Source organism: Pseudomonas svalbardensis (genome assembly GCF_030053115.1).
In the GTDB taxonomy this organism is placed as follows: Bacteria; Pseudomonadota; Gammaproteobacteria; order Pseudomonadales; family Pseudomonadaceae; genus Aquipseudomonas; species Aquipseudomonas svalbardensis.
This window is the reverse complement of sequence record NZ_CP125619.1, coordinates 4,844,081-4,865,046: the sequence shown is the minus strand read 5'-3', so window position 1 is coordinate 4,865,046 and position 20,966 is coordinate 4,844,081. Positions and strand designations below refer to the sequence as shown.

Annotated in this window: 19 protein-coding genes and 3 pseudogenes; 13 read left to right on the top strand and 9 right to left on the bottom strand. The window is 57.0% G+C overall.

The features are described from left to right. Window positions 1–7 precede the first annotated feature (7 nt). The gene (locus tag QFX16_RS22510; RefSeq protein WP_283181400.1) at window positions 8–424 is read right to left on the bottom strand and encodes a GNAT family N-acetyltransferase; all 417 of its coding nucleotides are present in this window, start codon (window positions 422–424) and stop codon (window positions 8–10) included. 293 nt (window positions 425–717) lie between these two features. Further along, complete coding sequence (locus QFX16_RS22505) at window positions 718–3,654, bottom strand: hypothetical protein (protein ID WP_283181399.1); 2,937 nt, start codon at window positions 3,652–3,654, stop codon at window positions 718–720. Window positions 3,655–3,845: 191 nt separating this feature from the next. On the opposite strand from QFX16_RS22505, the pseudogene QFX16_RS22500 reads away from it, so the two are divergent. The 3 genes and pseudogenes from QFX16_RS22500 to QFX16_RS22490 all read left to right on the top strand — a co-directional run. Next, a pseudogene (locus QFX16_RS22500) lies at window positions 3,846–4,697 on the top strand (fatty acid desaturase); the annotation flags it as partial. Window positions 4,698–4,848: 151 nt separating this feature from the next. Beyond that, the gene (locus tag QFX16_RS22495) at window positions 4,849–5,274 is read left to right on the top strand and encodes a PhnD/SsuA/transferrin family substrate-binding protein (protein ID WP_439900096.1); all 426 of its coding nucleotides are present in this window, start codon (window positions 4,849–4,851) and stop codon (window positions 5,272–5,274) included. 141 nt (window positions 5,275–5,415) lie between these two features. Further along, window positions 5,416–5,562: pseudogene (locus QFX16_RS22490) on the top strand (ABC transporter substrate-binding protein); the annotation flags it as partial. A gap of 118 nt (window positions 5,563–5,680) precedes the next feature. On the opposite strand, the gene gstA reads toward QFX16_RS22490, so the two are convergent. Further along, window positions 5,681–6,283, bottom strand: a complete 603-nt coding sequence (gene gstA, locus QFX16_RS22485) for a glutathione transferase GstA (RefSeq protein ID WP_283181398.1) — start codon at window positions 6,281–6,283, stop codon at window positions 5,681–5,683. Between the two features lie 99 nt (window positions 6,284–6,382). On the opposite strand from gstA, the gene QFX16_RS22480 reads away from it, so the two are divergent. The 3 genes and pseudogenes from QFX16_RS22480 to QFX16_RS29840 all read left to right on the top strand — a co-directional run bounded on the left by QFX16_RS22480 (window position 6,383) and on the right by QFX16_RS29840 (window position 8,992). Beyond that, window positions 6,383–7,255 carry a LysR family transcriptional regulator gene (locus QFX16_RS22480; RefSeq protein ID WP_283181397.1) on the top strand — a complete coding sequence of 291 codons (873 nt, stop codon included), beginning with the start codon at window positions 6,383–6,385 and terminating at the stop codon, window positions 7,253–7,255. A 417-nt stretch (window positions 7,256–7,672) separates the two neighbouring features. Continuing rightward, a pseudogene (locus QFX16_RS29845) lies at window positions 7,673–8,449 on the top strand (PAS domain-containing protein); the annotation flags it as partial. A gap of 84 nt (window positions 8,450–8,533) precedes the next feature. After that, on the top strand, window positions 8,534–8,992 hold the full coding sequence (locus QFX16_RS29840; protein ID WP_439900141.1) for a methyl-accepting chemotaxis protein: 459 nt from the start codon (window positions 8,534–8,536) through the stop codon (window positions 8,990–8,992). Between the two features lie 60 nt (window positions 8,993–9,052). Here the strand turns inward: QFX16_RS29840 and QFX16_RS22470 are convergent, their stop codons facing one another. Further along, complete coding sequence (locus tag QFX16_RS22470) at window positions 9,053–9,493, bottom strand: hypothetical protein (RefSeq protein ID WP_283181395.1); 441 nt, start codon at window positions 9,491–9,493, stop codon at window positions 9,053–9,055. A 252-nt stretch (window positions 9,494–9,745) separates the two neighbouring features. Between QFX16_RS22470 and QFX16_RS22465 the strand changes: the two genes are divergently transcribed. Next, the gene (locus QFX16_RS22465) at window positions 9,746–11,083 is read left to right on the top strand and encodes an IS4 family transposase (RefSeq protein WP_283181394.1); all 1,338 of its coding nucleotides are present in this window, start codon (window positions 9,746–9,748) and stop codon (window positions 11,081–11,083) included. A gap of 45 nt (window positions 11,084–11,128) precedes the next feature. Here the strand turns inward: QFX16_RS22465 and QFX16_RS22460 are convergent, their stop codons facing one another. The 3 genes from QFX16_RS22460 to QFX16_RS22450 form a co-directional block, all read right to left on the bottom strand. Then, entirely contained in the window at window positions 11,129–11,695 is a 567-nt protein-coding gene (locus QFX16_RS22460; protein WP_283181393.1) for a hypothetical protein, read from the bottom strand. A 236-nt stretch (window positions 11,696–11,931) separates the two neighbouring features. Next, window positions 11,932–12,564: a glutathione S-transferase family protein gene (locus QFX16_RS22455; protein WP_046049512.1), complete on the bottom strand. Its 633-nt coding sequence runs from the start codon at window positions 12,562–12,564 to the stop codon at window positions 11,932–11,934. Window positions 12,565–12,620: 56 nt separating this feature from the next. Then, entirely contained in the window at window positions 12,621–13,052 is a 432-nt protein-coding gene (locus tag QFX16_RS22450) for a PACE efflux transporter (RefSeq protein ID WP_046049513.1), read from the bottom strand. A 120-nt stretch (window positions 13,053–13,172) separates the two neighbouring features. On the opposite strand from QFX16_RS22450, the gene QFX16_RS22445 reads away from it, so the two are divergent. Together QFX16_RS22445 and QFX16_RS22440 are read left to right on the top strand one after the other, a co-directional pair. Continuing rightward, the gene (locus QFX16_RS22445) at window positions 13,173–14,045 is read left to right on the top strand and encodes a LysR family transcriptional regulator (protein ID WP_283181392.1); all 873 of its coding nucleotides are present in this window, start codon (window positions 13,173–13,175) and stop codon (window positions 14,043–14,045) included. A gap of 102 nt (window positions 14,046–14,147) precedes the next feature. Beyond that, complete coding sequence (locus QFX16_RS22440; RefSeq protein WP_439900140.1) at window positions 14,148–14,762, top strand: DUF998 domain-containing protein; 615 nt, start codon at window positions 14,148–14,150, stop codon at window positions 14,760–14,762. Window positions 14,763–14,802: 40 nt separating this feature from the next. On the opposite strand, the gene gntR is transcribed toward QFX16_RS22440, so the two are convergent. After that, window positions 14,803–15,834, bottom strand: a complete 1,032-nt coding sequence (gntR, locus tag QFX16_RS22435) for an HTH-type transcriptional regulator GntR (protein ID WP_283181390.1) — start codon at window positions 15,832–15,834, stop codon at window positions 14,803–14,805. Between the two features lie 213 nt (window positions 15,835–16,047). Between gntR and QFX16_RS22430 the strand changes: the two genes are divergently transcribed. After that, window positions 16,048–16,581: a gluconokinase gene (locus QFX16_RS22430; protein ID WP_283181389.1), complete on the top strand. Its 534-nt coding sequence runs from the start codon at window positions 16,048–16,050 to the stop codon at window positions 16,579–16,581. 82 nt (window positions 16,582–16,663) lie between these two features. Continuing rightward, a complete protein-coding gene (locus QFX16_RS22425) occupies window positions 16,664–18,016 on the top strand; it encodes a GntP family permease (protein WP_282377250.1) in 1,353 nt (450 codons plus the stop codon). Window positions 18,017–18,132: 116 nt separating this feature from the next. Here QFX16_RS22425 and alaC read toward each other — a convergent pair whose 3' ends face one another. After that, window positions 18,133–19,350, bottom strand: a complete 1,218-nt coding sequence (alaC, locus tag QFX16_RS22420) for an alanine transaminase (RefSeq protein ID WP_283181388.1) — start codon at window positions 19,348–19,350, stop codon at window positions 18,133–18,135. Between the two features lie 139 nt (window positions 19,351–19,489). On the opposite strand from alaC, the gene QFX16_RS22415 reads away from it, so the two are divergent. Continuing rightward, on the top strand, window positions 19,490–20,152 hold the full coding sequence (locus QFX16_RS22415) for a LysE family translocator (protein ID WP_283181387.1): 663 nt from the start codon (window positions 19,490–19,492) through the stop codon (window positions 20,150–20,152). Between the two features lie 67 nt (window positions 20,153–20,219). Further along, a complete protein-coding gene (locus QFX16_RS22410) occupies window positions 20,220–20,705 on the top strand; it encodes a GyrI-like domain-containing protein (RefSeq protein WP_283181386.1) in 486 nt (161 codons plus the stop codon). Window positions 20,706–20,966: the final 261 nt, after the last annotated feature.

Here is a 20,966-nt window from a genome sequence, read left to right as displayed (position 1 = left end):
TCCTGAATCATCCAGAGGCTTCCAAACCCATGGCGATCATCGGTTTGCTCCGCGCATAACGGCTCAAGCGTTCCGCCATGGCGTAGGGCAATGGCGGATCGAAGGTAAAACCGCGACGTTCATAAAACCCGCGCAAGTCCGGATGACAAAACAGCCACACCGGGCCTTCAAGCTCCTTGAGCGCCTCGGCGATCAGCGCCGCAGCGATGCCCTGTTCACGGCAGGCCGGATCGACAAACAAACCCGTCAGCCAATGCCCGTCCGCCACCGGTCGCAAACACAGTGCGCCAATGATCTCCTCGCGCCTGGCCACCCAGAGTTGAGCGTCGCGGACGGCTTTCATCGATGATTGGTGCGCGCGATAAAACTTGTTCATCAAGGGCCACAAAGGCTCGGCGAGCAAGGTGTACTGGGTGTTGGGCATGGTCTTCGACTGTCGGTGCGCAAAGCGGGCGATTATAAAAGAACGCGAGCGCGGGGATAGGTGTATACCTGAGCTCACATCCCGTATGAGTGGAGTACGTATCATGGCCAAAGGCATGGATTCAAAAAAAGCGGCAAAGAAAAAACCGGCAAAAACCGCCGATGAAAAGCGTGCGGACAAGAAGGCCAAGAAGGTGGATGTGTTCGGGCATTGATCCGACGCACTGTAGAAATGGAGTAGATCATTCCGGTTGAGTCCGGAATGATCGGGTCAAAGGTTTTATGACTGTGCGTTTATGGAACATATCTCAGACGAAATTCGTCTATTTTTGAATTGCCATTCGAATACCCATATGCATCACCCAATTGGAAATACAGTGCCATAGGCGAGGCGGGGGAAGTGTTTTTTGAAGGGAAGGTTATGGAATGAGTTCTCCATGTGCTTGACGCTGGAATAGTTGCGTTGTGAATGACAACGTCGTCTCGTGTGACGTACAGCGTTGTGGCAATAGGGTATTGGTATTTAAAGCTCAATTCGTAAACTTCACCAATTTCGATGTCGTCGTAGCTTTTAGTAAATATCAAATAGTTATAAACATTGGTCGATTGAACAAAGTACTCACCCTGCTCCAATACGATCTGAGACGGATAAGAAGGGTCTGGAACCCAGCCATCCCAATTGAACCGATCGAAAGTTGTTAGTTTGTCCAACCCCGCCCTGACCGTATAAACCCTGGCCTGACACTCCACCGCATCATTCACCGTAGCCTCTTTAAACAACCCCACCTTCAAAACAATCGCCAGCTTCGAATCCGCCTTGCATTCACGCAGCCACTGCACCTCGGTCGTATAACTCAGTCCCGCCCCCTGATCATGTGGCGTGCCCACGAACTGATCTCTGGAGCGCGTCGTTCCGTCGGTGTTACTTTCCACATAACTTACCCAAATCGGACGGCCGGAGCGCTGGAACGGCCACTTGTCGCTCAGCACCTTGGTGTTGTCCTTGATTGAACCGATTTCCAGAAGTTCTCCGACGAACCCCTCGATCAACGGTCTCGGCATGTTCTGCTGCAACAACGCGCCAATGCTCAGGTCCAGGGTTTTCGACGGCGTTTCCTGCCCCAACCGAATCACTTTGTAGCTGATATTCACCACAGTTTTCAGATTGGCGCCGGTAATGACGGCAGGAACATTGAAATCCACAGATGCCTGACCGTTGACCATCTTGCGTTCCGGAATCGTCGAGCCATCTCCCGGACGTCCGTGAACAGTCAGCTCGATGGCGTCATCCGGTTCGAACGTCGAGGTGATCACGCGAACGGTGAATCCGTCCTGATAGCGGTTCGGGTCGAGAATGCGACCCGGCGCCTCTAACACGGTTGGCTCCAGCAGCGTCGGCAGCGGGGTGCCAATGCGCACTTCGCGGTAATCAGAGTAAATCACCCTCCTGTCACGCGTCAGGTTGTAGAACATCCGGATGGTATGCCCCTGATTGAGGTCGACGTAGTGGCGGGCCAGCGGGATGCGGATGGCCCTGGCGGACGATCCGGGCGTCAGTTCGAACTTGCCCTGAGTGCTGGCCGCCTGGTTCTGGCCCTGGAAATACCACAAGCCTTTATCCTTGGTGACGGTCAGGATCAGCGGTATCTGAAAAATCACTTGGCGATCTGGGACTGGATCGAACACGCCTTCTGGCGTTGTGCCTTCCAGAATCGGCGCCGGCAAGTCTTTCCTCGGCTCGCCGACGGTCAGTTTCAACGCATCGGACGTTCGCACGCTGGCGGTGTGTACCTCATACAGAACCGTGATGTTCAGCCCGTCGAAACGATCGAGATCTGCTTTCTGGATATCCCGGAAAATCGGCAGGCTGGGCGGTAAGTCACCCACCAGTTGCGCGTCCTCATACAGCTCGGTACTGCCGCCGGGCCGCACGGCGGTGATGAATAGAATCACCAGATCGTTGGAGGTACGCCCAGGGTAGGACGGGATAGTGGCGGTGGCTTTGCTCAGGTTCGGCGGCAAATAGTTGCCGTTGGCCTTGTCGATGGTGGGGGCGAGCACGGTATTGAGCGGACCGACGACGCGCACGAAGGTCTCTTTCGAATAGAGCCGATCTTTGTCGGTCTGCACCTCGTAGGAAACGGTGGCCTTGCCGAAGGAAATGGCTTTGACGTTTTCATAGCTGACAAAGACTTCACAAGTCTTGCCGGGGACATCGACAGAAATCTCGATTGTCTGCGAGATCGGTGTGCCGTCAACAGTTTCGCCTGCCCAGGTCAGGTAGATTCGGCTCCCTGGTGTGTAATCGTCAGAATTGGTTTGTACCTCGACCTTCACGTCCTCACCGTTCAAGGCCTTGAGGTCGATCTCGCCGGTGGGGTGGGCTTTTGCGACAAAGGGTCTGACCAGTCCCGAGTTATCCAGATTGACATTCACGTAGGAGGGCGTTGACCACGGGCCGTTTTCATCAGGCAGGTTATTGGCTTCGTCAATCGGTTTGAACATGACCGGCAGCTTGTTCGAGCTGCCGGCGTTTTCGATGACGGTCCGGCTGACGAAGATCTTGATCGGGTTGCTCTTGGGGGCTTCGGCCTGTTCTTTGGTAACGACATGGCGTAGCGACTCGGTGCCCCACTTCAATTCGATTCTGTCGCGTACCCGCAAGAACGGGTAGGGCTCAATCGTCACCCAGGTGCCCGTCTCGGGGCGCTTTGCGTCGATGCCGCTCTTGGCCACGTCGGGCTCCAGGGTCTGATGCAGTTCCGAATGACTGATGGGGTCCGAGTTTTTGTCGACACCGCCGGGGCGAGTCAATAAAACCAGGACCGTTTGAAGCGGAGAGTTCTCGGTTGAGCCGCTGAAACGCGTAACCCGGTAGTGAACGTTCTCATACGTCCTGGAGATAAAATTCGACCGAGGGATAGTGAAGAGAATGCGCCCGTCGGGATTATCGACGTCTTCCTTGCGGATGAACTTGTAAGCGTCGGCACGATCCTGGGACGTAAAAAACAGTTCGACGGTGTCACCTGCCTCAATATTCAGGTAATTGTCAATTGCGCACAGTGCGCCGCTCCTGAGTTGATCAATGCCCAAGGCGAAGTCGGCGTCTACCACGTTTTCAATCATGCCGCCAACCCTCAGCCGTGCCAGCGCTGCCGAGGCGGAGGTGTCGAACAAGCTGAATGCACTGAGTTCATTCAATTTTTTTGATGGGGGAATGTAAAGGCTCATGTCTTGGCTCCTGTCGAGTCATGATTTGGCGTCGACGGAGTCGACGTGGAAACATGAGGCGCTTGGCCAAGGTTCCACCGCTACTGTCAGAAATTACAGTTCCGACGGATGGTTAAGCACTGACGAAATAATCTGCAAGATTCATCAGCGTCGTTGCACAGAAGGGGAAGATTCCCGTTCCGAGCAACGCCATGCCCCATTACTTCGATACCGCCCACCGTGAAGAAATCGAAACCCTGCGCCAACGCCTGACCGCTCGCACCGAGTGGCCGACTTGGCTGTTGCTGGTCGGCGTGTACGCTGGTTGGTTCAGCATTGTTTTGGGGAGCCATCGGCTGGGGCTCTGGTGGAGCACTGTGCTGTTGATTCCGTTGGTGGTGCTCTGGTTGTCGGTGCAGCACGAATTGCTTCACGGTCACCCCACTCGCTGGACATCACTGAACAAGATCCTCGGCTACGCGCCGTTCGCCGTCTGGTATCCCTACACCCTGTATCGCGACAGCCATTTGTTGCATCACCGCGATGAAGACTTGACCCTGCCCGGTCGCGATCCTGAAAGCCGTTACCTGAGTGCCGAGCAGTGGCAGGGCAGTTCACTGTTCAAACAGAGTCTGCACTGGCTGAACAAAACCGTGCTCGGACGCTTCGCCCTCGGTGCACCGCTGGCCTTGCTGGCGCTGGCCCGAGAAGAGTGCCAACGTCTGAAAGCAGGTGAGCGGCAGGCCTGGTTGATGTGGTTGAGCCACGGCACGCTGACCCTGCTGATGTTGCTGTTTATCGCCCACTACAGCGTGCTGCCGGTGTGGCATTACCTGTTGCTGATCAGCGTGCCGGCGCTATCGATTGCGATGATTCGCTCCTACTATGAACACCGTCCCCGCGCCGAGCCCGAGCAAAGGACGGTCATCAATGAAGCCGCCTGGCCGTGGCGCTGGCTGTTTCTCAACCTCAATCTGCATTTGGTGCATCACGATTTGCCAGGGCTGCCCTGGTACGACTTGCCCCGCGCCTACCGCGCGCGTCGCGAGCAATGGCTGACGCGAATGCTCGAGCGACTGGGTGCCACCCGCCGCAACGCCGAGGGCCTTTCGCTGATGGACCTCTGGCTGTCCCCGTACTTGCTGCTGACGGCGCAGCTTGCCGGCCTTTCGCGACAGTCCCGGGGTGATCAATGGCGAAGACTCCAACAGCGGCATGAACCTGTTGCGTCACCGACTGGCGCTGTTGCAGCGAGAGGGGCAGTTCTTCGCCAGTGTCGGTATCAGCGGCAGCCACCGCGAAAGCCTGCGCGGGTTGCGTGAAGAAACAGCGAACCTGGCGGCCATCGACAGCGTCACCTTTGCCTATCTGGCGCGGCACGCCGAAGAAGAAGTGGCCGGCCTGCGGGTCATCGCGCGAAGTGCATTCAGTCCGACCTTGCCGTTTATCACCGCTGCGACCGTCACCGATGAACAGGCCGAGGCGCTGCGGCAGGTGATGAACACGACGTTGCAGGAATTGCCCGAAGTCAGCGAAATCCTCGGTCTGCAAGAGGTATTGCCGGCCAGCGAAAGCGACTATCAAATCGTTCTCGACTATCAGCAAGAGGCTGAGGCGTTGGGGTTTGGGCGATTACGGTAGGCGGTGTTTGATGTTTAATTCTAAAATTGAATATAAAAATGCTTTTTGAATTTTATTAAAGAATAAGGCTCCTTGCTAGGATCGCGTCACCGGATCACCGGATCACCGGACATTCAGCGACCCCTAACCCTTGGAGCCTTCAATCTGCTGAACCAGACGCTCGGCCAGCTGAGGGAAAAGCGCCTGCAACCGCGTCAGGTGGCAGAAGCGTTTTTGCGCGATCAGCCGCAGGTGTGGAAGGCGTGGGTGCCGGGGGAAGTGGCGACCAAGGTCAGTGGGAGTTTGTGATTTCTGTCTGATGTTTTGTAGCGATCAATAGATTGCTATCGCGGGCAAGCTTTGCTCCTACAGAGCGAACGACCTGAATCCTGTAGGAGCAAGGCTTGCCCGCGATTGATCTAATGCCCTACGCCATCTCCGCCGCCAACGCTGCCTTCACGGCTGGCCGCTGATCAACCCGCGCCTGAAACCGCGCCAACGCCGGCCACTCATTCAAATTGATGGCAAACAGGTGCGACCAGCGCAACACAGTAAACAAATACGCATCGGCAATGCTGAACCCGTCAGCCATCAAATAGTCCTGGCGCTCCAGCGTCTGACACAACACCGCAAACCGCTTGAACAGCTTCGCCTTGATCAGCGCTTTGACCTCATCCGGGAACTGCGAACTGAACAGCCAGCCCAGCCCGCCATGAATCTCGGTCGAAACGAAATTCAGCCATTCCTGCAACCGCACCCGCTCGAATGTCCCGCTCAAGGGTGCCAGGTTCGCTTCGGGGCGCAGGTCTGCCAGGTATTGCAGGATCACCGGGCCTTCGGTCAGCACTTGGCCATTGTCCAGTTGCAATGCCGCGACGTAACCCTTGGGGTTGATGGCGAGGAAGTCCTTGCCGCTGGCGGTTCGCTTGGTGGTGTTGTCGACGCGGATCAATTCGAACGGCAGATCCAGTTCACGCAGGACGATATGCGGCGCCAGCGAGCAGGCGTGTGGTGCGTAATACAACTTCATCGGCAGGGCTCTGGCTGGGGATTTGCGCCAGTGTCATAGTGCGCGGCACCCTCGGTAAAATTAATCTTTCAGAAAACCGCCATAAGGAAAGCTACTGTCATGATGAATCTGATGCACTGGCGAATGGTGGTGGCGGTGGCTGACACGGGCAACATTACCCGGGCTGCCGAGCGGGTCGGCATGACCCAGTCCGGTGCCAGCCAGGCCTTGGCGTTGATTGAAGAAACCCTGGGCGTTCAACTGTTCAGTCGAGAGAATCGCCAGACTTTGCCGACGGCAATCGGCCTGTCTGTGATCGAACACGCGAGAACCATGCTCGGTGCTCTGGAAACCATTCGCAGTACTGTCGATTCCACCAAAGACATTCAGCGCGGGACGATTCGCCTGGCCAGTTTCCCCATGGTGTTGGCGACTTTCCTGCCGCCGCTGCTGCGTCAGTTCAATCGGCTTTATCCCGGCATTCAGGTGGTCGCGCTGGAGGTCAGCGACGATGAAGTGGAAACGCTGCTCGGCGCCGGGGTGGTGGATGTCGGCGTGGTGTTGAACCCGGCAACTGAGCGCAATGCCGGTCGCTTGGGACGTGATACCTGGATGGCGGTGGTGCCTGGCGGCCATCCCTTGGCTCGTCGTTCGCATGAAGAGGGCGTCTCCCTGGCTGAGTTGGCGGAGCAACCTTTTGTACTGGCCACGGGCGGTTGTTCGACCAACGCTCGCAGCCTGGCGGGGGATGCCGGACTGCAACTGCTTGATGTGCGGGTCGAGGTCCGTGAATGGAGCAGTGCGTTCACCCTGGTGCGGGAAAACATCGGCGTGACGCTGGTGCCGGAGATGACACTTCCGAGCCAACTTCAGGGGCTGCGCGTGGTGCCGGTCAAACCGCGTATCGATCGAGAGTTTGCCTTGGTGGCCGCTGCGAACAAGCCGCCCTCGGCGGCGGTGCAGGCGCTGATGAGTCTGCTTGCCGAGAAATGACTCATACCGATGCTGAACCGATTTTGTCCTCAATACTGGCCGACTAGTGGCCTTGCTTACCTGCCTCGCCTGTCTATGCTGACTCCTAACTAACTATGTCGACCGCCATGAGAAGGCCGTCATACAGGTTAAAAGTGTGCGCAACCCAAGGCACCGACGCTGAACAACACGGAGCTGTCCTTTCAATGGAATGTCTTATCAGAACGTTAGGGCTGGCCCGATTCCGGGCTATCAAGAGAAGGATGTCTTGATAAGAGCGTTGCGGCATGGACTCTCCGATTAAACATCATTGATCACCTGACCAAGTCCTTCCTGTGGAGGGATGCGTGTGCCTGTTCCTTGGAACGTAGTGGTGGAGCTGTTGAAAGACCAAAGAACTTTCATCAAACAAAAGACCGCGCTGAAGGTGATACGACTATGTTTAACCGACGTCACAAGACCGACCTGCTGAAAATCGAACGATTCAGTTGCGCGCTGACCGAGGCTAACGCGAAGTTGGCCGCGGTCAGTCGCTCGATGGCAATGATTGAGTTCACCCCCGAAGGGATCGTGCTCGATGCCAACGACAACTTTTGCAGTGCCATGGGTTACAGCGCTGAAGAAGTGCGCGGTAAGCATCACCGGATCTTTTGCGAAGAAGCGTTTTATCGAAGCGAAGCCTACGCCAAGTTGTGGCGTGACCTGGCCCGTGGCGAACCGATTAGCGGGACCTTTTTACGCTTGAACAGGAGCGGCAAGGAGATCTGGCTCGAAGCCAGCTATATGCCGGTGTTCGGCGCTGATCGTCAGGTTCGGAGTGTGATCAAAGTCGCCACTGACATCTCGGCCAGGACCTACAAGGAACACGAAAACGAGAGCATGCTCGCGGCGATCGGTCGCTCCATGGCCGTGATCGAATTCACCCCGGATGGCAAGGTCATCACCGCCAACGACAACTTCTTGAAGACGATGCATTACTCGCTCAACGAAGTGGTTGGCCAGCACCATAGCCTGTTTTGTCATCGTGCCGACGCTGAATCTCAGGCCTACAAAGCGTTTTGGGCCTCGCTCAATCGCGGCGAATATCACACGCACCGTTTCGAGCGCAAAGATAAGCACGGTCATACGGTTTTCCTGGAGGCCTCCTACAACCCGCTGTTCGACACCAAGGGGCGGTTGTACAAAGTGGTCAAGTTCGCCAGCGACATCACCCAGCAAGTCACCACCCTGCAAACCGCCGCGGAATCGGCCCACAGCACTTCGGTACAAAACGACGCCTGCGCGCAGAAAGGCTCCCAGGTGGTGCAGCAAACGGTGCAGACCATCCAGGACATTTCCAAAGACTTGAACGAAGCGGCGCTGAGCATTGATGCCGTCAGCAAACAGTCCGACATCATCGGCACCATCGTCCAGACCATTCGTGGCATTGCCGATCAAACCAACCTGCTGGCACTCAACGCCGCCATCGAAGCGGCCCGGGCCGGGGAGCATGGACGCGGGTTTGCGGTGGTCGCCGACGAGGTTCGCAGCCTGGCTGCACGCACCAGTCAGGCGACGCTGGAGATTGTCGAAGTGGTGCGCAGGAACCATGACTTGTCGTTGAGCGCGGTGTCGAGCATGCAATCGAGTTTGAGTCGCACCGGGTTAGGCGTGGAACTGGCGAACGAAGCGGGGGAGGTGATCCTGGAGATTCAGCAAGGGTCGCGGCATGTGGTGGATGCGATCAGTCAGTTTAATTCGACGTTGCAGATTAACTGACTGCTCGTGAGATTTGCCCCTCGGGAAGCTCACGCTTTAGAGGGGCAGTCTAAAGGCGAATCAACGAGCTTCGATATCGAATATCCCTTCTACAATATTCAAAGTTTCTTTTTCGCCCCCGCTTGGTTGGCCAGTAGCCGTGAGGCTAAATGTGCCGCTGCAATTGCCTTTGTCGACGGTAATCATCAATTCTCCCTCATCGACAATGAACCCAAGCCGGCCATAAATGAAATTAGCATTACTATCGGTAAGTTGGATTGTATAAGTACCATCTCCGCGCTCAGGCTCGATGATGAGATTAAAATAGCGGCCGCCCTCGATGATGTCGTTGAAGTGAATGGAACTTATCTTTTTCGGAAAGAGCGAGCGGTACTCAATTCGAAAGAACGAGCCATTAAAGGCTGGCGCCACTTCGCTACCATCCTTCATGAATTTTGCGGTGCAGGTTCCCTGAAAACTTTGTAGTGACTGGTTTTCGGTAACGGTTGTAGTTGTAGACATGTGAGTCTCCATTCTCTTGATCGTTAGTGCGAGCAATGATTGCCGCAACAGGTTGATGATTTACCTGTCCCTAACGACTGTCTACTGTCAGAAATAACAGGTAAGAGGCCTTAGTCAGGTAAAGCCGATGAGCGGTCATCGAGCCAAAAAAGAAAAGGGTCCCGAGAAGGGCAATGCTGTTCACTTAAGGATTGTTGACTAATCCTCAGGCAGCCGGAAAATCCGGAATCTGATAAGGATTCCGGATTTTTTATGTCTGTTGCTCAGGATTTAAGCGCGGTTTTGGATTTTGCTAAGCAACCGCTCTCTCGCCTTGAGGTGTTCACCGATCATATTCCTCATGATTGGATCACCGCAGCGGCCGCTCTGGCGGATAAAGCCACGATCCGACGTCGGCGCTTGCCTTCGGACATAGTCCTTTGGCTGGTAGTCGGGATGGCACTTTTCAGAGGTGAGCCAATAGTCGAGGTCGCTCGCCGACTGAATATTTGTGCCGACGGTCTTGCTAATGAGGTGCTGTTAGCCAAAAGCGGGTTGTCGCAGGCGCGCCAGCGTCTGGGGAATCAGCCTGTCGCTTGGTTATTTCAACAGTGCGCCAATGTCTGGGGATACGAGCGCTACCCGCAAGATGACTGGCACGGTCTTCAAGTCTTTGCCGTCGACGGTGCCTTGTTTCGAACCCCGGAAACGTCGTCATTGCGGGACCATTTTGGCTCCGGCAATACCTCCTCCGATCGTCAAACCCCTTATCCGGTGCTGCGCCTTGTTGCGTTGATGAACGCCCGTTCTCATATCATCGCCAACGCGGCCATCAGCCCTTACCGCAAAGGGGAGATCCCGCTGGCCAAGGACTTCATCGAGAGCATACCCAACCACTCAGTGACCCTGCTGGACAAAGGGTTTTTCAGTGCGGACCTATTGTTGAGTATCCAAAGTACTGAAAAAAACCGGCATTGGATGATCCCGGAGCGTAAGGGTACTGTTCGCACGGAAATTGAACACTACGGCGATGGTGATTACCTAGTCCAGATGAAGGTCTCGCAGCAAGCGCGTAAAAAGAACCCACTGTTGCCTGAGTACTGGCAAGTACGGGCGGTCACCTACGAGGTCGCCGGGAAAGAAAAAACCGTCTTCACCTCCCTGCCAGCCTCGCACTTTAGCGCTGAGCAGGTCGCCACCCTTTATCACGAGCGATGGGAAATCGAACTGGGTTTCAGGGATATCAAAAGCTCAATGCAAGACAATGCCTTGACCCTTCGCAGCAAGACTGTAGATCTGGTGTATCAAGAATTATGGGGGCTGTTACTGGCTTATAACGTAGTGCGTCGAGAAGCCAGTCAGGCGGCTGTAGCTCATAAGCGGGCTCCCAGCGAGGTGAGTTTCAAGTTTGCTTGTCAGCACATCGCCAGCCATCTGGTGGTCATGGCCGGAGCGGTCTCGCCCTCACACACGCCAAGACGCCTGGACGAGCTTCGCGGCAGCATTGGTGTGCTCTTCATAGTAAAACGCCCCAGGCCTGCGAGGCCTAGGGCGGTGAAGATGTCAAAAACCCGGTATCCGGTTAACCGCAAGGCTGCTCCGCTTAAGTGAACAGCATTGCCCGAGAAGGGACCCTTTTTGGGTGTATCGATCGCGTTAAAGCGAAGCGAGAAACTTATCGACCACTTGCGTGTCATTAGCCTTTTCAGTGGCGCCGTTTTCTTTGTCGGCCTGCGCCATTTTCATCTTGTCCTGGATGCGCTCGGCGATCTCTTTGCCAATGGCCAGTTGTTGCTCCGGCGGCATGGCTTTCAATTGATCTTCGGTAATGCCCAGCTCTTTCAGGATGCTGTCGCGCAGCCGCTGTTCCGGCGTTTTGCTCATGTAGTCCTTGAAGTCGGTCATGGCCGCGCTGTCGGTGGACTTGGTTTTGCTATCGTCCGGGACAGAGGCTTGCAGGGCCACGCGGGTTTTGGCGAACGCCTCATCGACGTTGTCGCTGATCCGGGTCGCTTCGCTGACCTGTTGCGTGGCGATTTGGGTGGCGGAGTCCTGGACCTGCTTAGTGGTCTGCGCGTTTTGCGCCTGCACATTGTTTTGCAGGGCTTGCGTCATGGCGGCTTGCAGGCCGCCCTGAAGTCCGGCGGCAGCGTCCGTGATCGGTTCGTCGCCGGGGCGCTTGGGGAGGGGCGCCACCAGGTTTTGTTTTGCACTGACCAACATGATGAATGAGACCTTGTAGGTATTTGCGGTGCAGTGCTTTCAGCAAATAGTGTGCCTAGTTAAAAATATTAATAAATTCAATTGGTTGTGTTTTTTCCTTCGCGCGAGTGACGGATGACTAGGCTCAACCTTTGCCGCCGGGCGGCAGAGGTCGACCGCACGGTGGGTCAGCGATGGGCGATGTTTTCCAGTGCCAGGTTGCGGGTTCGCGGGCCGATTTGTAGCGCGGGAACCGCTCAAGGCAAGCCGTTGCAGCCGTGTTTCAAAAATCCCGGGCGTTGTGCCAGCCGTTGGAAATACTCGTCAATGGCCGGGTAATCGGGGCGCTCCATCGGTGTCATCAGCCAGCGGTTGACTGACAGTCCGATGACGATGTCCGCCAGTGTGAAGTGCGGCCCGGCGACATACGCTTTGGTGGCCGCGAGCTGATGCTCGAGGATGCCCATTTTCTGATTCCAGCCGTGTACACCGGCGGCAATGTGATGCGGGTCCCGGAATTCCGGATCTTTGCGTACCAATGCCGTGAACGCATAGCTCCAGGAGGCATTGAGTTCGGTGGCTTGCCAATCCATCCACTGCTCTACCCGAGCGCGGGCCGCCGGTTCGTGGGGTAGCAGATCGGTGTTGTGGTGTTTACCGGCCAGATAGCGGCAGATGGTGTTGGACTCCCACAGCACGCCGGCCTCATCGATGATCACGGGCACCAGTGCGTTGGGATTGAGCCTGAGAAACTCCGGCGTGTGGGTCGACGCATAACCGCCGCCCCAGTCTTCACGTTCGTAGGCAACACCCAGTTCCTCACAGGTCCACAGGACTTTTCTGACGTTGATGGACGAGGCTTTTCCCAGAATCTTCAGTGCATGTTCCATTGAGCTACTCCGTTAGCGATTTGACGCTTCAGGAATCTAACAGACATTCAGCGTTTTCAAACCGGATCTGGCAGCGCCGAAGTTGGCAAACCAAACGTGCGATCAAACAACCAGTTGAAGGCGAAGGTGTAGCACGGGATGAAAATGATCAGCGCCGCGTCCAGCAGAAAGGCTTGCACCAGGCTGATGTTCATCCACCAGGCGATCAACGGGATGAGGAACACTATCAAGGTTAGTTGAAAACCCACGGCATGGGCGATGCGCCGTTTAACGGTGCGGGTTCGCGAAGGCTGGCGGCTTTCCCAGCGCTCGAACAGCGTGGTGTAGATGAAATTCCAGGTCACCGCGATGGTGGTAATGATCACTGCCAACGGGCCAGTGCTGCCGGGCGAGGTGCCGGACAACAACGCCAGACCCAGGGCCGAGAAGGTCATGCCGATGACCTCGTAAAGCGACACGTAGAGCAGTTTTCGTTTAACGCCTTGCATGGGAATTTGCCTCTTTCTGCGAACTTGAAGCCAGGAGCACTGGCGAAGGCGGCGAAAGATAGCTTCAATAGGCGTGACAGAAAAAGTCGGTAGCTTTCAGTTTTATTGATAGGAAGAGGAATGAATTTCAACAGTGACAGCATCGAGTTGTTCCTCGCGGTGATCGAGCGCGGCTCGTTTTCCGCTGCCGCTCGGGCGCTGGGTAAAGTGCCGTCGGCGGTGAGCATGGGCATCGCCAACCTGGAAGCCGAACTCGGTTATCCCCTGTTTGATCGCAGCCATCGCGAGCCGGTGCCGACGGCGATGGCCAGCGCATTGGTGCCGCATGCGCGACTGATTGCCGAGCAGCTCAAACAGCTGCAAGTGCATGCGGTCGAGTTGTCGCTGGGGCTTGAAAGCAAGTTGTCAATCGGGGTCGTGGCGGACATCGACAAGGGCCGCGTGATGGCGGCGATCAAGGTCATCGCCGAGCGTCATCCTCTACTGGACATCGAAATGCTCAGCGCGCCGCAGGATGATGTGCTGGCGATGCTCCACAGTGGCCGGGTCAGCGTTTGCCTGGCGTTCGCCGGGCTGAGCATGAACGTGCTGGAGCGGTTCCAGTTCGTTGGCACCGAACGGATGATCGCCACACTGGCGGCGGACAATCCGCTGTTTCAAGGCCAGGATGTGTATCTCGAAGATTTGGTCCACGTACGGCAAATCATCGTCGCCAGTCGCGACCTGCCGATCAGTGAAACCCGGCCGCTGGTGGCCGAGTCTTACTGGCGTACCGACACCTTGGCCATGGCGCTGGAAATGGTCGAGGCCGGATTGGGCTGGGGTAATTTTCCACTGTCGGTGGTCCAGCCGTTGCTCGATGCCGGAAGGCACAAGCGCCTGAGCTTCCGCAACATTGAGAACGGACTGGTGCTGCCGGTGCATGCGGTGTGGCTCAAGAGCCAGCCATTGCAGAAAGGGGCGTTGGCATTTGTGGAGTTGATGGGGCGTTGATGCTCGGACAGGGTGACTTTTGTTCGAATAGTCACTAAGTTGCTGGCCACTTGTCTGTTTTGGACAGGGCTATCAAAGGAGTGACGGCGCGTGAACAAGGGAATGTTCAAATGGGGTTATGTGGCGGGTTTGTTGGCGCCGATTTGGCTGCTGGTCGGTGTGGTGACTACCGGCAGGCTTTATCCCGGTTACAGCCATCTCAATCAGGCGATGAGTGAGCTGGGTGCAATCGGGGCACCGACTCATGGGGTGTCGCCGCTGATCAATAATTTTCCGTTGGGTGTGTTGTTTATCGTCTTCGGTCTGGCCGCGTTCGCGACCCTCCATACCTCGAAACTCGCTCGACTGAGCGCCGTGCTGATCGTGCTGCACGGTGTTGCCAGTTTCGGTACCGGGTATTTTTCCTGCGATATCGGCTGTGGTCTGGCAAATCCCTCCGACAGTCAGAAGCTGCATAACCTTTCGGGTCTGGTGATGTTTCTGACGCTGTTGATCGCCAATGCGCTATGGATCTATCTAGCGTCGCGAGTACTGGGCTTGAAGTGGTTCGCCTGGTTCTCCCTGGTGTGCACCCTTGGAGCGTTGTCGGTGCTGCCTTTGATGGGACAGGCCGTTGAGGCGGGGCAGGGGTTCGGTTTGTATCAGCGGATCAACTATGGCGTGTCGATCCTTTGGGTTGGCGTGTTTGCCGGGGTGCTGATAAGCCGTCGCGCTTAGTAACCGATCGTTCCCACGCAGCGTGGGAACGATCAAAGCGTCAGGTACTCTCGCGCACCTTCAACTCAAACCCCATGTCCTGCACCGGTTTTGCAACCGTATTACCAGCCATCAACGTCAACATCTGCTCCGCCGCGCGCCGGCCGATGGCTTCTCGCGGGGTGCTGATGCTGCTCAGGCGCGGCACCATGTGCGCCGAGGCCGGCAGGTCGTTGAAGCCGAGGATCGCCACTTGTTCGGGGATTTTGATCCCGCAGCGCATGGCTTCGAGCAGTGCGCCCTGGGCCAGGTCGTCGTTGCCGAAGAAGATCGCATCGACATCGGGATGACTGGCGAGCAGTTGCAGGAACAGTTCGCCACCGAGACCGACGGAGGAGGCGCGCGGGGTCAGCACTTCCAGATCCGGGTCATATAAACCGGCCTTTTGCAGGGCTTTGCGGAAACCTTCGCCGCGCAGCAAGGTGCGTTGATCGAGTTGCGCGCCGATGTAGGCCAGACGCTTACGACCGCGTGACAGCAAATGCCCGGCCGCTGTCTCGCCGGCCGCGAGTTGCGAAAAGCCCACGCAATTGAGCCCGGCGGCGCTGTCCAGTTCCATCATGTACACGCACGGAATGTTGCTGGCCTCGATCATCCGGCGCGAGCTTTCGGTGCGGTCGAAACCGGTCAGCAGCAAACCGCGAGGCTGATACGCCATGTAGTTGCGCAGCAGGTTTTCTTCTTCATCACGTGAGTAATGGAAGTTCCCGATCAGCACTTCGAAGCCTTTTGGGCGCAAAACCTGATGAATGGCTTCCAGCGTATCAATGAACAATAAGTTGGACAGCGACGGCACCAAAACCACCACCGAATGGCTCTGGGCCGAGGCTAACGCGCGGGCGGCGGGGTTGACCACGTAGTTGAGTTCAAGCGCCGCTTTCTGCACTTTTTCCACCAGTTCGGTGGCCACCGTGCTGACCCCGCGCAGGGCGCGAGAGGCGGTGATCGGGCTGACACCGGCCAGGCGTGCGACTTCGTTCAAAGTGGGGCGGCCAGTGGTGCGCGTATTTTTATCGTTTTTAGGGGAGATCATCGGACGGCTTGCCAAACAAAATTCGAGGCACTAAGGTAGCGCTGTCTCGACGCCGCTGCAAATGCGTGAGCGGGGTTTGCCTGATCCCCGTTTTTTGGCGTCGGGAACGAACATGCTGCAACCCACAAAAATGACAAGAAGGCGTCGGCAACTTCTGCTTTTTCTAGTGTCATAACTGGCAAAGGTAGCGCTGTCTGCGCGCTGAGGTGTTACATGAATCATCCCATCACCGCCCTGGTCATCATGGGCGTTGCCGGTTGCGGCAAGACTTGCGTCAGCGAGGCCTTGTGCCAACTCAGCGGCGCGACCGCCATTGAAGGCGACACTTTCCACCCTGCCGCCAATATCGAAAAGATGAGCGCAGGTATCCCCCTGAACGACGACGACCGTGCCGGCTGGCTCGACAGCCTGTGCGATGAATTGCGCCGCATTGACGCCAAGGGCGAACGTCCGGTGCTGACCTGCTCGGCCCTCAAACACATATACCGCGAACGTCTGCGCAGTGCCTTGCCAGGCCTGGGCTTCGTGTTCCTTGAGCTGACCCCTGAAGTTGCCGCCGATCGTGTCTCCCATCGACCGGGCCACTTTATGCCGTCGACGTTGATCGACAGCCAGTTCGCCACCCTTGAATCGCCTGTTGGCGAGCCCCTGACCCTGGCTCTGGACGCTTCGAACCACAGCGTCGACCAATTGGCGAAGCAAGCTCATGACTGGTGGCAGGCTCATGGCCTGAAACACACCGTATGAGTTTTGCCAGAAGAGATAGCGCTGTCCTGATGGCTTGTGAATTCCCCGCTTTAATAACAACAACAACCAGGAGACACCCCTAATGTTTGGCATGTCCCACGAGACGTTCCTGCTGCTAGACGCAGTGGTCACGGTGATCGGGCTTATCGTCCTGATCACCAAGTTCAAGTTTCACCCGTTCATTGCCCTGATCATCGCCGCAGCCTTTCTCGGACTGACTTCCGGCATGCCAATCGGCACCATCATCAAGGCGTTCCAGGACGGCTTCGGTGGGGTGCTCGGGTTCGTCGGGATCATCCTCGCGCTGGGCACGATGCTCGGCAAAATGATGGCCGAGTCGGGCGGGGCGGATCAGATTGCCCAAACCCTGATTCGCGCGTTCGGCAAGGACAAGGTGCAGTGGGCGATGATGTTCGCGGCCTTTCTGGTCGGTATTCCGCTGTTCTTCGAAATCGGCTTCGTGCTACTGATTCCGCTGGTGTTCATCGTGGCCCGGCGTACCGGCGTGTCGATCATCAAGATCGGTATCCCGCTGCTGGCCGGTCTGTCCGCCGTGCACGGTCTGGTTCCTCCGCACCCGGGCCCGTTGCTGGCCATCGGCGTGTTCGGTGCCGACATTGGTAAAACCATTCTCTACGGCCTGATCGTTGCGCTGCCGACGGCCATCATCGCCGGCCCGATCTACGGCACGTTCATTGCCAAGTACATTCCGGGTCATCCTAACCAGGAACTGGTCGATCAACTGGCGCGTGATAACGATTCTGCCGATCTCCCGAGCTTCGCCATCACCTTGATCACCGTGCTGTCGCCGGTGTTCCTGATGCTGCTTAAGACCTTTGCCGATGTGGTGCTGCCGGACGGCAACTTCTTCCGCACTTTCATGGACCTGATCGGTCACCCGATCTCGGCACTCCTGCTGGCGTTGCTGTTGTCGCTGTACACCTTCGGCTACAAGCAGGGCGTAGGTTCCAGCCAGATTCTCAAATGGCTGGACGCGAGCCTTGCGCCAACCGCCGCAATCATCCTGATCATCGGTGCCGGTGGTGGCTTCAAGCAGATGCTGGTGACCAGCGGCGTTGGTAATGTCATCGGCAACATGGCGGTGGAAGCGCAGATCTCGCCAATCCTTCTGGCGTGGCTGGTGGCGGCGGTGATCCGTATCGCGACCGGTTCAGCCACCGTGGCGACCATTACCGGCGCCGGCATTGTGGTGCCGGTGGTGGGGATGATTCCGGGTGTGAACCGTGAGTTGCTGGTGCTGGCCACCGGTGCCGGTTCGCTGATCCTGTCTCACGTCAACGACGCCGGTTTCTGGTTGGTGAAGCAATACTTCAACATGACCGTGGCGGAAACCTTCAAGACCTGGACGGCGATGGAAACCATCCTGTCCATCGTTGCGCTGGGCTTTATCCTGCTGTTGTCGCTGTTCGTTTAAACACCGCAAAACCAAATGTGGGAGCGAGCCTACTCGCGAATGCGGTGTGTCAATCAACATCAACGTTGACTGACACGCCCCCTTCGCGAGCAGGCTCGCTCCCACAGTGTTATGTGTCAGGCGTTGGTTTTGCTGATCAGCCCATCCGCCCGGAACATCCCGCGAATCCCGCGTATGGCCTGGCGAATCCGGTCCTGGTTTTCGATCAGCGCGAAGCGCACGTGATCATCCCCATACTCACCAAACCCTACGCCCGGCGAGACGCAAACCTTGGCCTCGGCCAGCAGTTTCTTGGCGAACTCCAGCGAGCCCATGTGCGCATAAGCCTCGGGAATCTTCGCCCAGACATACATCGACGCTTTCGGATTCTCGACCATCCAGCCCAGTTCATGCAGGCCTTTGACCAGCACGTTGCGACGCTGACGATACTGCTCGGCAATGTCTTTGACGCACTGCTGATCACCTTCCAGCGCCGCAATCGCCGCGACTTGCAGCGGGGTGAACGTGCCGTAGTCGTGATAACTCTTGATCCGCGCCAGGGCATTGACCAGTTCGGCATTACCGACCATGAAACCGATGCGCCAGCCCGCCATGTTGTAGCTCTTGGACAGGGTGAAAAACTCCACCGCGATGTCCTTGGCGCCTGGCACTTGCATGATCGACGGGGCTTTCCAGCCGTCGTAGACGATGTCGGCGTAAGCCAGGTCATGCACCACCAAAACGTCGTACTGCTTGGCGAGGGCGATCACCCGCTCGAAGAAATCCAGTTCCACGCACTGGGCGGTGGGGTTGGACGGGAAGCCGAGGATCATCATTTTCGGTTTTGGAATCGAGCCGCGAATGGCGCTTTCCAGTTCGGCGAAGAAGTCCACGCCCGGAATCAACGGCACCGAACGCACCTGAGCGCCGGCAATCACCGCGCCGTAGATGTGAATCGGGTAGCTCGGGTTCGGCACCAAAACGGTGTCGCCCTGGTCGAGGGTGGCCAGCATCAAATGCGCCAGGCCTTCCTTGGAACCGATGGTGACGATGGCTTCGCTTTCCGGGTCGATGTCGACCTCGTAGCGATCCTTGTACCAATTGGAAATCGCCCGGCGCAGACGCGGAATGCCCTTGGACGTCGAGTAGCCGTGAGTGTCTTCGCGCTGGGCGACGGTGACGAGTTTTTCGACGATGTGCGGCGGTGTCGGGCCGTCGGGGTTGCCCATGCTGAAGTCGATGATGTCTTCGCCACGACGACGGGCGGCCATCTTCAGCTCGGCAGTGATGTTGAATACGTAAGGGGGGAGTCGATCTATGCGCGCAAAGCGGCGCGGCGAACCTTGGTTAGCCATTGTTGCCTCGGGTAACGTGAGCGCCCGGAACCGTCCGAGCGACGCTGGTCACTGCGGTGACCTGTGGCGGAATGTAAGTGCTGATGTGGCAAACTGTCCAGCGACTATGTAAACAAATTTGTCCGAAGGAAATCGGTTGATGGAATTTACCAGTGGCTTCTTGCTGAGCCTTTCGTTGTGCCTGGACATCGGCGTGGCCAACATCGCGATGATCACGTTGGCGATGCAGCGTGGCTATTTTCAAGGCTTCGCGCTGGGTTTGGGGACGTGTGTCGGCGACCTGATCTACGCCGTGCTGGCCTTGGCCGGGATGACCGTTTTGCTGCAATACGAAACCGTGCGCTGGGTGCTGTGGATCGGAGGGTCGGCGCTGTTGTTGTACTTCGCGGCGAAGATGATCTATTCGGCGATTCACCATGAGGCGGTATTGGCGCAGGCCGAAGACGTGGGTCAGAACTCTCATCGGCGCGAGTTTTTCCGCGGGATCTTCCTCGCCATGTCGTCTCCCAGCGCCATTCTCTGGTTCGCGGCGGTGGGCGGCACATTGATCGCTCGTTCCGGTGGCGGTGGCACGCTCAGTTCGGCGTTGTTTCTCGGCGGATTTCTGTGCGCCGGGTTGCTCTGGTGTGTCGCCTTGTGCTTCGCAGCGAGTCACGGCGGCAAGTTACTGGGTGACAAACTGCTGCGTTACTCCTATTTGGCATCGGCAGCGATCTTCTGCTATTTCGCGGTCTACGTGATCCTATCGGGGTATAACGAGTTCGTCGGCTCGGGTGCCGTCGAACAGTTGCATGCACTGTAACTGGGCGAATTCGGTTTGGGTTCTATACTCCCAGCCGAACCCACTTTTTTGTTCCAGGAGTTGAGTCATGGATGAGCAAACAGGCGTCGAAGCCGCCAAGCCACGCTTCGAGCACGGGCACTTCCTGCTCATTGCAGGGCTTGGTGGACGATTTACCGCAGACACGACTAAAGGCATTCCCGATCTCTGGGAGAAATTCATTCCCGAGATGGGCAAAATTCCCGGTCAAAAAAACGAAGTGACCTACGGCATCTGTTGCAATCCGGATGGCAAGGGCGGCTTCGAATACATCGCCGGCGTTGAAATCAGCAAGCTCGACGACCTGCCCGAAAAGTACCGCTGGGTTGAGGTTCAACCTCAGCATTACGCGGTGTTCGAGCACAAGGGCTCTCTCGATCAGTTGCCCCAGACCTTCCAGTACATCTGGAAAACCTGGCTGCCGCAGTCCGGTTATCAGGCGGCGGACGCGCCGGAATTCGAACGCTACAGCGAAGACTTCAACCCGACGCTCAACACCGGTGTGCTGGAAATCTGGCTGCCGCTCAAATCGTAATGAGCCTAGCCCGGGACGGGCACTTCACAGTGCCCGTTCGTGACTGTCGTTGGCCCCTCGCATCACCTCCCGCATACCGCTCGTTTCGCTCGTTCTATACGCCGTCTTAATACCGCTGCCCCCAATCAGTGTCCGTCCTTGATACCCCCTCACTTACCCTGCAAGGCGCAGATGAGAGCGTGAATTCAGTGCGTTTTTTGTACTGACGCTCTCAGCCGGTACCCGATTGCGGGTGTCCTTTCGTTTTGTCAGGGGGAGCTG